At 45.6% G+C, this 13,945-nt stretch carries 16 protein-coding genes; 12 read left to right on the top strand and 4 right to left on the bottom strand.

The annotated features are described in order from the left end of the window. Positions 1-164 precede the first annotated feature (164 nt). From MWG26_RS00570 to MWG26_RS00525, 10 genes are all read left to right on the top strand, one after another. A complete protein-coding gene (locus MWG26_RS00570; protein ID WP_025653982.1) occupies positions 165-851 on the top strand; it encodes a diguanylate cyclase domain-containing protein in 687 nt (228 codons plus the stop codon). 199 nt (positions 852-1,050) lie between these two features. After that, on the top strand, positions 1,051-1,620 hold the full coding sequence (locus MWG26_RS00565) for an RNA polymerase sigma factor (RefSeq protein ID WP_025653981.1): 570 nt from the start codon (positions 1,051-1,053) through the stop codon (positions 1,618-1,620). A 17-nt stretch (positions 1,621-1,637) separates the two neighbouring features. Further along, positions 1,638-2,363: a hypothetical protein gene (locus tag MWG26_RS00560; protein ID WP_025653980.1), complete on the top strand. Its 726-nt coding sequence runs from the start codon at positions 1,638-1,640 to the stop codon at positions 2,361-2,363. Positions 2,364-2,393: 30 nt separating this feature from the next. Beyond that, positions 2,394-3,329, top strand: a complete 936-nt coding sequence (locus MWG26_RS00555; RefSeq protein ID WP_025653979.1) for a transglutaminase-like domain-containing protein — start codon at positions 2,394-2,396, stop codon at positions 3,327-3,329. Between the two features lie 56 nt (positions 3,330-3,385). After that, positions 3,386-4,438 carry a type II secretion system F family protein gene (locus MWG26_RS00550; protein WP_025653978.1) on the top strand — a complete coding sequence of 351 codons (1,053 nt, stop codon included), beginning with the start codon at positions 3,386-3,388 and terminating at the stop codon, positions 4,436-4,438. Positions 4,439-4,450: 12 nt separating this feature from the next. Then, complete coding sequence (locus MWG26_RS00545) at positions 4,451-4,780, top strand: hypothetical protein (RefSeq protein WP_025653977.1); 330 nt, start codon at positions 4,451-4,453, stop codon at positions 4,778-4,780. Positions 4,781-4,782: 2 nt separating this feature from the next. Beyond that, entirely contained in the window at positions 4,783-5,274 is a 492-nt protein-coding gene (locus MWG26_RS00540; RefSeq protein WP_025653976.1) for a DUF4860 domain-containing protein, read from the top strand. Between the two features lie 21 nt (positions 5,275-5,295). Continuing rightward, the gene (locus MWG26_RS00535) at positions 5,296-5,751 is read left to right on the top strand and encodes a type IV pilus modification PilV family protein (protein WP_025653975.1); all 456 of its coding nucleotides are present in this window, start codon (positions 5,296-5,298) and stop codon (positions 5,749-5,751) included. Continuing rightward, a complete protein-coding gene (locus MWG26_RS00530; RefSeq protein ID WP_025653974.1) occupies positions 5,748-6,257 on the top strand; it encodes a hypothetical protein in 510 nt (169 codons plus the stop codon). Before MWG26_RS00535 ends, MWG26_RS00530 begins: the two co-directional genes overlap by 4 nt. Positions 6,258-6,317: 60 nt before the next feature. Further along, on the top strand, positions 6,318-7,379 hold the full coding sequence (locus tag MWG26_RS00525) for a type IV pilus twitching motility protein PilT (RefSeq protein ID WP_025653973.1): 1,062 nt from the start codon (positions 6,318-6,320) through the stop codon (positions 7,377-7,379). A 164-nt stretch (positions 7,380-7,543) separates the two neighbouring features. Here the strand turns inward: MWG26_RS00525 and MWG26_RS00520 are convergent, their stop codons facing one another. Next, positions 7,544-10,297, bottom strand: a complete 2,754-nt coding sequence (locus tag MWG26_RS00520) for a cation-translocating P-type ATPase (protein ID WP_275891935.1) — start codon at positions 10,295-10,297, stop codon at positions 7,544-7,546. Between the two features lie 506 nt (positions 10,298-10,803). Here MWG26_RS00520 and MWG26_RS00515 point away from each other — a divergent pair. Together MWG26_RS00515 and MWG26_RS00510 are read left to right on the top strand one after the other, a co-directional pair. Next, positions 10,804-11,070 (top strand): hypothetical protein, encoded by a 267-nt coding sequence (locus MWG26_RS00515; RefSeq protein WP_049915251.1) that lies wholly within the window; start codon positions 10,804-10,806, stop codon positions 11,068-11,070. Positions 11,071-11,155: 85 nt separating this feature from the next. Beyond that, positions 11,156-11,377 (top strand): hypothetical protein, encoded by a 222-nt coding sequence (locus MWG26_RS00510; protein WP_309295945.1) that lies wholly within the window; start codon positions 11,156-11,158, stop codon positions 11,375-11,377. Between the two features lie 477 nt (positions 11,378-11,854). Here MWG26_RS00510 and MWG26_RS00505 read toward each other — a convergent pair whose 3' ends face one another. The 3 genes from MWG26_RS00505 to MWG26_RS00495 all read right to left on the bottom strand — a co-directional run bounded on the left by MWG26_RS00505 (position 11,855) and on the right by MWG26_RS00495 (position 13,945). After that, the gene (locus MWG26_RS00505) at positions 11,855-12,958 is read right to left on the bottom strand and encodes a DUF4179 domain-containing protein (RefSeq protein WP_025653972.1); all 1,104 of its coding nucleotides are present in this window, start codon (positions 12,956-12,958) and stop codon (positions 11,855-11,857) included. Then, positions 12,882-13,472, bottom strand: a complete 591-nt coding sequence (locus MWG26_RS00500; protein ID WP_117441049.1) for an RNA polymerase sigma factor — start codon at positions 13,470-13,472, stop codon at positions 12,882-12,884. Before MWG26_RS00500 ends, MWG26_RS00505 begins: the two co-directional genes overlap by 77 nt. 269 nt (positions 13,473-13,741) lie before the next feature. Beyond that, positions 13,742-13,945 (bottom strand): type II toxin-antitoxin system antitoxin, encoded by a 204-nt coding sequence (locus MWG26_RS00495; RefSeq protein WP_025653970.1) that lies wholly within the window; start codon positions 13,943-13,945, stop codon positions 13,742-13,744.

Below are 13,945 nucleotides of genomic sequence, written 5' to 3'. Positions count from 1 at the left end.
TGTGTAAATTTAATGTATAATCTGAAATATACACAAATAGTAGCTTGAAAAAATATAGGTATATCCATTAAAATGTGATATAATTAAAATGTTTGTTGAACATCTTCAGTATTAATAATTGAAGATTCCGAGATTTTGTCCAGAGAAATAAGGAGGCTATATCAATGAAGAAACTAGATATTTTCAAAACAATACAACTGATCATCTACGTCTTTCTGACCGGGTTTTGTATATATAAGATTATAATGGATCCGGAGGTATATCAATATATTGCCACGAACCCGTCTATCCGGATTATTTGTGGTCTGTTATGGGCGGTGCTAGGATTGTCATTCTTATTTCTTTTTCTTGATTTTAATTTTTTCTCTTCCTTTAAAAGAGACTACCGGGACCTGGACTTTGCAGTACACTCGGATCCTCTCTCCGGTATTCCAAACCGTTTCAGCTGCGATGCACTAATCGAAAAGTATCTTGACCAGGCATTGCCTTCTGACATCGGATGTATCATGTTTGAACTGTCAAATGTAAGCGATATAAACCGCTTATATGGACACGCAGAGGGGAATGCTCTGATTAAGGATTTCTCCAACATCCTCAAAATGGCCTCCGTTGACCTCTGTTTTATCGGGCGCAATGGAGGAAACAAATTTATGGCTTTGTTCGAAAACGGAAGCGATGAGAAACTAGATAATTTCCTCGAACGGGTTTACACAAAAGTAGACTCTCACAATTCAGGATCAGGAACCCATCCAATTGCTTACAAATACGGCCGTGCTTTCAAGGAAGGTACTAAGGCCGGTACCATTACCGATCTTATTGCACTCGCAAATAAGAGGATATACAGTGCTTAAATACATACCTTATTCTGCAGCTTTGCTGCAGACCCGCCCGCAGGGCATGAGTTACGGGGTGCCCTTTGGGTATACCTTATTCTGCAGCTGCGTTGCAGACCCGTCCACAGGGCATGTGTTATGGGGTGCCTTTGGGATATAAGATTATGAAACTATAAACGGGAAGTATATGAGACTATAACGGGAAGTAGGTGAATAGATGGCAGAATTAGATTATGGCTATATATCGACCCTGGTCAGCCGTGCCCGAACCGGTGACAGCGACGCTTTTGCTGAATTGTATGCTGCCACTTATCAAAAAGAATACCGTTTTGCATTTAATTATCTGAAGGATGAATATCTTGCACAGGACGCCCTCCAGGAAACTTATATACTAGCACTCAAGAATCTTTATACACTTCGAGATTCTAAGCTTTTCATTTCCTGGCTCAATCAGATCAATTTCCGCGTCTGCTTTAATATGCACCGTAAGCAGAACCGTTTTGACCAGGAACTGACCGGCTTTACCAAGGAAGATATCGCTGTTAACAAGTACCAGGCGAAGCATCATGCTAATCCGGAAGAACAGGTCATCCGGGTAGATGAACGTGAATATATCATGAAGAAGATATTAGATCTGTCATTTACTGAATCACAGGCCATTATTATGAAGTATTATCAAAATATGAAGCTGGAGGAAATCGCTGATGTAATGGAGGTCAGTAAAAGTACCGTGAAGCGTTATCTTAACAGCGGACGTACAAAGCTGGCGCAGGCACTGGAGCGTTAAGGAGGTGAGTTTTACCAATGTTGACAGACAAATTTAAGAAGACAAGAGGACCCGAACTGGACGAATCAACTGCCAGCCAGATGCTTGAAAATATATTTGATGCATGTGAGGTAGAACCCAATACCGTTCCTCTTTCCGTGCTGAAATCTTACAGTAATTACCGAAGAGAGCGTTTTTTGCTCCAGAAGGTTCTGCTGGTAATTATTCTGTTATTTTTTTGTATGGTGCCTTTGCTGTTCATCGCACCTAATATGCAGCTGAACTTAAAGGATCATGGTACAAACGGCAAACCTGCATATGAACTTGTTGTAGATACATTTATACCGGTCAGCAGGATCACAGCCAATATAGGCGGCAGCAATATTCCGGTATATGAAGTGGCCGAAAAGACATATTCCATCGAACCCACACTCAATGGAACCATGACCGTTACCGTTACGCTAAAAAACCGCCAGTTCGCCTCCATCACCTGTGAGGTGAGCGGTGTGGATACCACCTCGCCGGTGGTTCTTTCTGACAAGCAGGTGGGGGACCAGATCTATCTGTATCTCTCCGATCCCGGCTCCGGAGTGGACTACGATAATATCTCTGCTTTGGATATTGACGGTAATGAGGTAGAACCGGTCTCCTTTGATGAAGAGGGGAACTATATTATATTTGATTATCCTGAGAAATCGCTTAACATTTATGTGCCGGACAAGGCCGGCAATACGCTTCACCTGATTCTGACAATCAGGGAATAATACAGAAACCCTGAGAGGAGGCCTGATGTAATGAAAAAGAGTTCACGTTTATTAAGTGCTGTTCTGCTCATTATGATTGCGGCCTCCTCTTTTTCCGGCTGTTCGAAGGGAAACGGCGACATTTCAAGCGCCTCCGCTTCGACTGGTAAAAAAAGGCAGAGCGCGCTCCAGATTCTTACTCCGCAGGCATCGGGTTCAACCGTTTATGGAAATGAAATTATTTCTATTGATGCATCCAATACAGGCGAAGGCTACGTTATGGTACAATACGGCGGCAGCGCCGCCAAGGTCAAACTGCAGATCACGATACCTGACGGAACCGTTTACACTTACACACTGGGCGGAGGTTCTTATGAAACCTTTCCCCTTACAGGAGGAAACGGCTCCTATCACCTGGATATCCTGGAAAATGTCCGGGACGACCTCTATGCACTCGCATTTTCCCAGGATATAGAAGTCAATATCAGTGATGAGTTTAAGCCTTTCCTGTATCCCAATCAATACGTGTGGTTTACAGAGGATTCCCAGGCCGTTAAGCTGGGGAGGGAGATTTCTGATAAGTCCTCCGATGACCTTAGTTATGTACAGAACGTGTATCACTACGTCATTGAGAATATTGTATATGATGATAAGAAAGCGGAAAACATTCCGACCGACTACCTGCCCAACCTGGATCAGACCTTAAAAGATAAGACGGGCATTTGTTTCGATTACGCCTCGCTGATGGCCGCTATGCTTCGCTCACAGTCAGTTCCGACCAGACTGGAAGTCGGATATTCGGGAGAAGCATACCACGCATGGGTAAGCGTTTACCTGAAGGAAAAGGGCTGGGTTGATAAGATCATCCAGTTTGACGGCAAAAGCTGGTCCCTTATGGATCCGACTCTTGCCGCAAATAACAGCAGGAAGGCAGTCGGAAAATACATAGGAGACGGCAGTCATTACACAGTAAAGTATTCTTATTAGCAATTTTATTCTTATAACAACGTTTATTCCTATTCAAAAATAACGGAGGACACACTATGGAGAAGCAAGTACAGGAAAAACCATTTACAAATATGGAGATTTCTGCCTTCTGTGGGCAGATTGCCCTGATATTAAAGTCGGGCATCTCCTCTCTGGAAGGTATTACAATCATGCTGGAGGACACCGCCTCCGCAGGTGAAAAAGACATCCTGCAGGCAATTCTGGATCACATGCAGGAAACCGGAAGCATGTATCAGGCGCTTGAGAATACAAGGCTTTTCCCGTCCTATATGCTGCATATGATACAGATCGGCGAGGAGACAGGCACCCTTGACGAGGTCATGTCTGCACTGAGCGAGCATTACGACCGTGAGGACTCTATAGCCAAAAGTATTAAAAATGCGGTAACCTATCCGCTTATTATGGCCGGTATGATGGTAGTGGTCATCATTGTGCTTCTTGTGAAAGTTATGCCCATCTTCAATCAGGTATTTATCCAGCTGGGCACCGAGATGACCGGATTTTCCCGGACGCTTATGGGGATTGGCAATGCTATCAATCATTATTCTATCGTATTTGTTGCCATTCTGGTCGTCATCGCGGCACTGATTCTTTTCGGCACCAGAACGGCCAGTGGAAAACAGATGTCCCGTAATATTGGTTATAAATTTAGGTTTACCCGTGTTATTTATGAAGAGATCGCTGCCTGCAGGTTTGCCAGCGGTATGGCTCTCACGCTCAGCAGCGGCCTGAATCCGGAGCGCAGCATGGAACTGGTCAGCGCCCTGAATGACGACGTGCATTTTCAGAAAAAGATTGATGCCTGCCAAAGCCTTATCGATGAAGGGCAGGATCTGGCAGAAGCGCTGCACGGCACAGGTATTTTAACCGGAATGTATGCCAGAATGGCTTCTATCGGCGCTAAAACTGGTTCTATGGATCAGGTGATGGACAATATTGCAGGGCTTTATCAGGATGATATTGATACCCGTATGAATAACAGCCTTGCCGTCCTGGAGCCTACACTTGTCATAGCGCTCTCCCTGATCGTCGGCGTAATTTTACTTTCTGTCATGCTTCCTCTAATGGGAATCATGTCCAGTATTTAAACGGAGGTTCTTATGGCACGTTTTGAATATCAGAAAAAACAGCATACATATCGGAAGTTTATCATTTCAGTCTGCGTTTTTCTGCTGATTGTGCTTCTATTTTATCAGGGCATTGAATCGCTGTCCTCCGGTTCTGTGCGCCGTCAGAGAGAAAGCCTCGAAAATGCGCTGAACCGCAGTATCACTTACTGTTATGCCGTGGAGGGCAGTTATCCGGAAAGCCTGGAATATCTGAAGGAACATTATGGTATTACTTACGATGAAGATAGATTTTTTGTTGATTATAAAATTGTCGGCACCAACATCCTGCCCGATGTAACAATCATTGAGAAAGGAGACTGACTATGCGTTTTCGAACCCGGAAGAACCACATGATTGATTTCTTATTTCCAGTAGCGCTGTTCTTTGTGTTTGCGGTGTCCGCACTGACAGTCATCCTTCTTGCCACCAATATATACCGCTCTGCCACCGAACATTCGTCTCTGAATTATACGGCCGGCACATCACTGTCCTATATCAGCGAAAAGATCCATCAGAGTGATGAGAACGGGAGTGTTTCACTGGGGACATTTGACGGACTGGATGCGCTTATCCTGGAGCAGGAATACGATGGGGCATCTTACTTTACTTATATCTACACCGATGAACATGAGTTAAAAGAGCTATTTGTAAAAGAAGGCGTACAGGCTGATGCCTCCCGGGGCAGGCCGATCCTGCAGGTAAAGTCCTTTGAGATGGAGGCCGTAAGTGATCATACCTTCCGCTTCACCTGTACAGACGATGCGGGGCAGAATGCTGCCTCTGTCGTAACGGCAAGAAGCACCGAAGCACAGTAATATATAGAAAAGGAGAGCACTATGACACGCAGAAACCGGGCCAAATCTTCCAGTCTGTTCCTCTTGGAACTGATTCTTGCAATCTTGTTTTTCTCAATTGCAAGTGCCGTTTGCGTACAATTTTTTGTAAAATCACATCTGCTGAGCCAGGAATCGCGTGAACTCCAGGTTTCCGCCAATGAAGTATCCAGCATTGCGGAACTTATGAATGCCTCTTCGGATCAGCAGTCAGCAATCGATTTGATCTGTTCGGAATATCCGGATTCAGAAGTTATCGGTATGGAAAAGGCGGCAATTTTTTATGATGAGAACTTTTCCCGTACCGGGCAGAATGATGCCGCCTACACGCTGGACATATCCCTTTCCCAGGAAGATTTTATGCTTCACGCCAAAATAACCATGAAGAGACTAACTGACGGGAAGGACATCTATTCACTGGATATCTCCCATCATCTGCAAAGGAGGGATAAATCATGAATGGAAATAAGAAACATTCTCCCGTTGTAAATATCGGTTCCTCCTTATTGCTGGTTATTTTTCTGGTGCTGTGCCTGGTAACATTTGCGACCCTGTCCCTCTCCAGCGCACGCAGCGACTACGGTTTCAGCAGCAGGCTGGCGGAACGCAAAACCGACTATTACAGGGCTTCCAGCCAGGCCGAAACCATACTGGATCAGATTGATACAGTTCTTGCGGAGGCTTACAAAAATGCCCGCGGAACCTATTATTCAACAGTAGAGAAGAAGCTCTCTGCACTGACGCCGGTTGTGGATACCGATGATGTTGTGCTGGAGCTGAACATTTCTGCTGAAAAACCTTCCGTGTCTTACCAGGTGCCGGTTAATGACAAACAATTTTTATCTGTGGTACTGGAACTGCTGCCTGCAGACAAAGAAGAGGCCGGCTTCTACCGGGTTACACAGTGGAAAGTCGTTTCCCAGGCAGAATGGAAGGGAGATAATACGTTAAAACTTATTAAATAGTGAAATTGAAGTAACCGTCAGCTCTGCCTGAACTGTTACGAATTAAAGGAGAATAGATTTATGGACGCAAAAACAATACTGGAACAGGCTGTGGCCAATGGTGCATCCGATATTTTTATCGTAGCCGGGCTGCCTGTCTCCTGCCGGAAGAACGGTGTCATCAACCGTATATATGAAGACAGGCTTCTCCCCCCGGATACGGAAAGTTTGCTGGTGGAGATATACCGCCTGGCAGACAACCGCGATATCAGCCAGCTCCACAAGCATGGGGATGATGACTTTTCCTTCGCCATCCAGGGCGTTTCCCGCTTCCGTGTCAGCGCTTATAAACAGAGAGGCGCACTCTCCGCGGTCATCCGCGTTATCACGTTCATCCTGCCGGATCCAAAAGAGCTTGGGCTTCCAGATTATATCATCCAGCTTGGTAACAGCGGCAAAGGCATGGTACTTGTTACAGGCCCCGCCGGGAGCGGCAAGTCTACCACGCTCGCCTGCATCATTGATCAGATCAACAAGACAAGGGATGAACACATCATCACCCTGGAGGATCCGCTGGAATTCCTGCACCGCCACAACCGCAGCATTGTCAGCCAGCGTGAAATTAACGTGGATACAGACAATTACGTCACCGCCCTGCGCGCTGCACTCCGCCAGAGCCCCGATGTGATCCTGCTTGGGGAAATGCGCGACTACGAGACGATCAACGTCGCCATGACTGCCGCAGAGACAGGGCATCTGCTTTTCTCTACCCTGCACACCATCGGCGCCGCAAATACCATCGACCGTATTATCGATGTATTTCCGTCGAATCAACAGCGGCAGATCGCTGTACAGCTTTCCATGGTGCTCAATGCCGTTGTGTCTCAGCAGCTGGTTCCTACAGTGGATGGAAACGTAGTGCCGGCATTCGAGATTATGACCGTTACCCCTGCAATCCGGAACATGATCCGGGATAATAAGGTGCATCAGATCGACGGCATTATTTATAGTTCTGTTAAGGAAGACATGGTTTCAATGGATACAAGTCTGCTAAAGCTTTATAAAGATGGAAAAATATCCCGGGATACTGCACTGACTTATGCTTCGAATCCGGAGATGCTGGGGAAAAAATTAAACCCATAGGGCGCCCCGTAACTCATGCCCTGCGGGCGAATCCCCAGCAAGCTGCGGAACAATGTATACTCAAAGGGGTCTGACCCCTTTGCAAAATATCGTAATATAGACGAATAAGACACGCTTTCCTGCGAAAAGCGCGTCTTATTTGTATTTTACGGATATATCCGTTCTTATTTAACCCCATCCGCTTGCGGGCTGATTTTTTTGTTTTCTGAGGCCAGTTTTTGTTTGACGCTGGCCGATCCAAAATGTGTCACTCCCAGCAGCACGAATATCTCATGCGCCAATATTGGGAATGCAGACAGGATAATCAGGGATACCCATTCTCCGAGGGACAGAGCCGCTGTCCCGAACATAGCGGTAAGATAGGGGATCTCGGTTACCGCGGCCTGCAGGACGAACCCCGCACCAAAAGAAGCAAGCATCACCACGTTAAAATCCCGTTTTCTGGAAAATACAGAAGTGTGTATATCTTTCATCCCTAGTGCATGGAACAGTTCAGACATTCCCAGTACGGTAAATGCATAGGTTTGTGCTCTGGCCAGCAGATCCGCGTCGGCAAAGATAACTGAGATATTGGCCAGGGTAAATGCTTTTTGCTGCGAGGCGAGTATGTCCCAGGGAACTTTCAGGAATGCGGTCAGGCTTATGGCCGCAATCAGGCAGCCGTAAAAAATGGTGCAGGCGGTTCCCCCATTTGAAAATAAGCCTTCATTTGCCTTTCTGGGAGGCATCTTCATCAGGGCTTCCTTATCGTTTTTATCGACACCCAGCGCCAGCGCCGGCAGGGAGTCTGTGATCAGATTGACCCATAGTATATGGCTGGCTTTGAGGGGGGATGCAAGCCCAAGGATGACAGCGGTGAACATCGTGATGATTTCGCCAAAGTTTGAAGACAATAGAAACAGTACCGTTTTCTTGATGTTTTCATAGATACTGCGTCCTTCTTCTATGGCTTTTTCTATTGTAGCAAAATTATCGTCTGTCAGAATCATATCTGCCGCATTTTTGGCTACATCCGTTCCGGTAACCCCCATCGCGATCCCGATATCCGCCATACGGAGTGAGGGAGCATCATTCACACCGTCTCCGGTCATAGCCGCAATGTTTCCGGTTTCTTTCAGCGCTTTCACGATCCGCACCTTATGCTCCGGCGAAACTCTTGCAAATACGCTGGTCCTTTTTAATTTCTCTTTCAACTGGACATCGGATGTCTTTTCCAGTTCCTCTCCTGTCATACATTCATCCAGCTTCTTTGCGATTCCAAGCTCTCTTGCAATTGCAAATGCGGTATCAATATGATCACCTGTGATCATAACGGTACGTACAGATGCATTTTTAAAGCGCTCCACCGCTGCCTTTGCCTCCGGCCTGACGGGGTCGATCATCCCTGCGAGTCCGATAAAGGTCATATCCTGTTCTTTTACGTCCTTTTCGCCCTTCCTAACTGCGACTGCCAGTACTCGCAGAGCCTGGGCTGAGAAGTCATCTACGGCCTGCCGTATCTGTCTTCGGTGGGTATCTGTCAGGGACTGTACTTTTCCATTGATCAGGATCTTACTGCACCTTCCCAATATAACCTCGGGTGCGCCTTTTGTATAAGCCTTAAGCCCCTGTGTACTTTGGTGTACCGTAGTCATCATCTTGCGCTGGGAATCAAAAGACTTCTCGTTTACCCGCGGCATTCTGGCCTCCAGCGCTTCTTTTTGGGAACGTCCCGAAGACTGCGCCTCGCCCTTGGAACGGTATCCCTGGGCAAAACGGAGCAGGGCAAGCTCTGTCGGGTCTCCCAGTTCTTCCCGATCCGTTATAACCGCGTCGTTGCATAATGTTAATCCTTCCACAAACTCTTCCGGCATATTGGGCGCCGGTTGGCTGCTTTTGTAAATGTTTTGGTTTACAAAATATCTCGTAACTGTCATTTTATTCTGAGTCAGTGTACCGGTTTTGTCCGAGCAGACTACATTGACCGCACCAAGAGTCTCAACGGAGGGGAGCTTTCTTACAATTGTATTCACCCGGACCATCTTCGAAACACTAAGCGCCAATACTATGGTTACAATAGCCGGCAGGCCCTCCGGCACAGCAGCTACGGCCAGCGATATGGCTGTGATCAGCATTTCCAGGATGTTACGTTTCTGGAAGACTGCGATTGCAAACAGGGCGGCGCATAGAAGAACCGATACGATACTGAGCATCTTTCCCAATCCGGCCAATTTCTTCTGAAGCGGCGTGAATTCTTTCGGGACATCACTGATGATTGCCGCGATTTTCCCAATCTCCGTATCCATGCCTGCTCCTATTACAACGCCTTCCCCTCTTCCACTGGTCACCAAGGTGGACATAAATGCCTCATTCTTCCGGTCTCCTACAGGAAGCGGTTTGTCCGCCTGAAAAGCCGCATCTTTACTCACGGGCAGGGATTCTCCTGTCAGTGCCGACTCTTCCACCTTCAAGTTCCAGGTCTTTACAAGACGCAGGTCCGCTGCCACCTGAGCTCCTGCCTCCAAAAGGACAATATCTCCTTTTACCAGATCCGAAGCCAGAATTTCCCGTATCATACCGTCTCTTCTCACCACCGCCTTGGGGCTTGTCAGCTTTTTAAGCGATTCCAGTGCCTTTTGGGCCTTCCCTTCCTGAATCACGCCTACCGTTGCATTTACTACAATCACAATAGCGATAATAATTGCATCGCTCACTTCCTTCAGCAGAAAGGAAACAAGAGCCGCCACAAGGAGTACACAGATGAGCGGGTCATTCAGCTGCTCCAGAAAAGACTCTACGGCCGTTTTTTTTCTTCCTTCTTTTAAAACATTTGGCCCGTCTTCCCCAAGCCGCCTCGCTGCCTCCGCCTCCGACAGGCCCTTTTCCCTGTCCGTATGCAGCATATCTGATATCTCATGTAGTGACTTTTCCTCAAACAAAATACCCTCTCCTTTCACGCTTGTACAATACATTAGTACTGTATATTATGCTTGAAAGAAGAGGATTAGTCCTTTTTCTAAAATATGATTATTAGGAATTTTTTAGCCGGATTTTCTCCACCGTCGTTAGTTTCCGGCTACTTTCTTTTTTCTTTATATAATGGGTGGTATAAAGATACTCTATGGATTTACCGTTGCTTTTTCTGAAATGCTGCTTGGTTTTCGCGCCCTTCGGGCGTGTATAGTAACTTTCATTTCCCAAACTCCAATTTTATATTACAAATAGACTAGTTAAAAAAACTACTCTATGCTAAAATTAGTTTAAAGCATTATATTTCTAATTATTCTAAGTGACAGCCATCACATCTGAAGCCATTCTTCCTTATACAGGAAATCAACCGCAGAAATCTCAATACTTGTAAACCCACAACTATAGCAGCGAGGTTTCATAAAACTGGACAATGTTTTCAGGCCTCTTGCACTAAAAACTAAGGAGGCACTAATATATGAGTATTGCTGCGCAGCCAAAATCAAACCGTCTTTATAAGTCCAGGTTATTTGAACTAAGATTCCGTGATAAGAAGGAGTTGCTTCAATTATATAATGCAATGAACGAAACTAACTATGATGATCCCGAATTATTACAAATTAATACTTTGGAGAATGCTATATATTTGTCTATGCATAATGATATCTCTTTTATTATTGACTCAAGGCTGGCACTTTATGAACACCAGTCAACCTGCAGTCCCAACCTGCCCCCAGGTTTGTAATCTTCTACAATGGTAATTATGAACAACCGGAATCGCAGACATTAAAGTTATCCGATATGTATGCTAAACGAGGAGGCACCTGTGCTTGAGAATGTCGAACATTAATCTGGGCTATAATCAACAACTTATGGATAGCTGCAAAACTTTACATGATTATTCTGTATTTACCACAAAGATACGCACATACGCAAAGATTATGGAACTGGAGGAGGCTGTGGAAAGAGCGATTACCGAATGCATCCCAGATGGCATTCTGGCAGATTTCCTGAGTAAAAACAGAGCGGAGGCGAAAAGCGTGAGTATTTAAGAATATGATGAAGAAAAACATATGCGCCAGGAAAGAGAAGTCAGCAGGGAAGAAGGCCGAATTGAAGGCGCAGAGAACGTACTTGATCTGACCAGACTTCTGATAGAGGCTGGCCGATTGTAGGATTTAAAGCGCGCCACTGAAGACAATGCCTATTCGCAAGTTTAATTCAAAGAATTTGAGATTTTGTAGGGGTTTCCAAGTAAAGTATACCCAAGGGCACCACGTAACTAATGCCCCTGCCGGGCGGATTTTCAGCTAACGCTAAAAATTAAGGTATGTTAATTTTGTAAAAGTGCACACTTTGGCACCGCCGTGATGCCGCCCTGCGGCTATATACCTATCGAGGCTTGTACATCCCCCAGAGGGTTTTATATAACAGGAAAGTACCGAGCACTTTTCTATCATATAAAAACAGGAGCAGTCTCACTTATGCGTGTCCTACTGCTCCTGTAAAAGGCATTTAAGTTCTTCTCTTTAATCCGGCTTCTCCACCGGCACACGTACCACTTCTTCTCCCACAAAAAAGAGCAGCCCGCTCACATTTTCATACTCAGCCATCTCATAATTATACCCATACGCCCGGTACTCCGTTCTTTCTTCATTGGTAAAATGTCCACTCATATGGAGAAGTACATTTTCACGTACACTCCCATCCTCATATACAAGCCCCATAAGCATTGGCGGGTTCTTGACATGTTCAAATTCTGCCTCCTCACCCGTGTTGGAATCAATGCCCGACAAAGTCTCTTTTTGATACGTCCATTCCATATCCAGAGTATAAGAGATTGAGGACAAACGAAGCGATTTGGCGACTGCTTCGCTTCCAGGTATCTTCTGGTTAACCTCGTATACCTTACCGGTATCCTCATTATCCAGATTCAGTGTAAGCTCCCAGGAGGTATCCACCAGTACAGGCGGCGCGGTTCGGTTTAATTTTCCTGTATATTCATCTGTTATTTTGTGAAATGACAGCTTAATAGGTTTGTTTAACAGCCCTTTTTCGCCGAGATCTTGTACCGTAATTTCATATTCGACTCCATCCGACCAATCCTCGGTCACCTCTTTGAGGAATCTCCCCTCCCAGCCAATCATTTCATTCCCTTCCACCTGCACATCAATGCTCTCAAACCCCATATGGCTCTCAAGCGGGAACCCCTCGCTTCCCCGGATCATCAAAACAATATGAGCCGCATAGCTGTCTGCTACGGATTGCACTGCCTCTATCCTGATACCGTCATGTTCTGTAAACTGGTTCATTTCCTTCGCAGAGTTCGAATCATTCAGCTTTTTCTCTGTTTCAGGATCAATGTTGTATCTTTTAGAAAAGCTGTCGTTCCAGTGAAAATATTTGGCGGCCCCAACTGTCAATGTACTGACCATAAGCACTGCCGCTGCAATGATAACTGCCATTGTCCTCTTGCTTCGCCTGCGTTTGCTCTTATTTGTACGCCTGGGAATCTCCCTGTATATTTCTTCTTCCCGGATTATATCAAATGTCTGCTCAACTTTTTTCCATACGACTTCCGGAATTTCTGCCTCTTCCTGTAGCTTCCCCAGCCACTCCCGTTTTTCGTCCATGCGGTTTCCTCCTTCCTGATTTTTTTACATATACATCCTGCATCTGCTCCTTGCCCCGCTTCAGCCTGGTCCGCACCGTATTTTCATTCATACCCAGGATCTGGGCGATCTCCCCTGTCTGAAACCCTTCCACATAATACAGCACCATGATCAGACGGTATTTTTCATCCAGAAGCCCAATGACTTCTTTCCATTCCAATTCCTCAAAGGACTTATCACAAGCCCCCTGCTCCGCGGTTTTTCCGTTAAAATCAATGACCTTCTGTCGCTTTAAAATATCACAACATTTTCTCATCAATATTTTTGTCATCCATGTTTTGAAATATTTGTCTTGTTTCAGCAGAGGAAGCTTTTCATAGCAGGTCAGAATCGTCTCCTGCACTGCATCCGCCGCATCCTCATCCGAGGAAAGGTATGACCTGGCAACCTTATACATGCTCTGCATGTGTAACCGCATCAGCTCCGTAAATGCTTCCGGGTCTTTCTGTTTTGCTTTTCGAACCAGCTCTTCCACTCTTTTCCCTCCCTCAGCCTCTTTCTACTTATTAGACACTGTAATTGGACTACCTGTTTCAACTTTTTAAACATTTCACTATTTATTCTTATATCATTCTGCTTTACCTGCACCCAGTAAATTTTTTCATTAATAACACTGTTGATTTTCAAATTCCCCGCCTTAAACGAAAAAGAGGCTTCCAGTATTATGCTGAAAACCTCTCTTATATAACTGATTAATCTTTAAAGAGAACAAACCTTTCGGCAAAGGGGTCAGACCCCTTTGCGCTACGTAATATCCAGTTCCGGTGGTTCATCCAAATGCTCTGAAACGTATTTCCCATCTTTTTTTCTCTGCCTTACGCATTCTGTCAGAAGGTATTCGATTTGTCCGTTCACAGAGCGAAAATCATCTTCCGCCCAAGCGGCAATGGCATTGTACAATTTTTCGGATAACCTCAGGGGAACCTGTTTCTTCTTGGAATCTGCCAT

The organism is Faecalicatena contorta (assembly GCF_022835095.1).
GTDB classification, from domain to species: Bacteria; Bacillota; Clostridia; order Lachnospirales; family Lachnospiraceae; genus Faecalicatena; species Faecalicatena contorta.
This window is presented reverse-complemented; position numbering and strand designations above follow the sequence as displayed.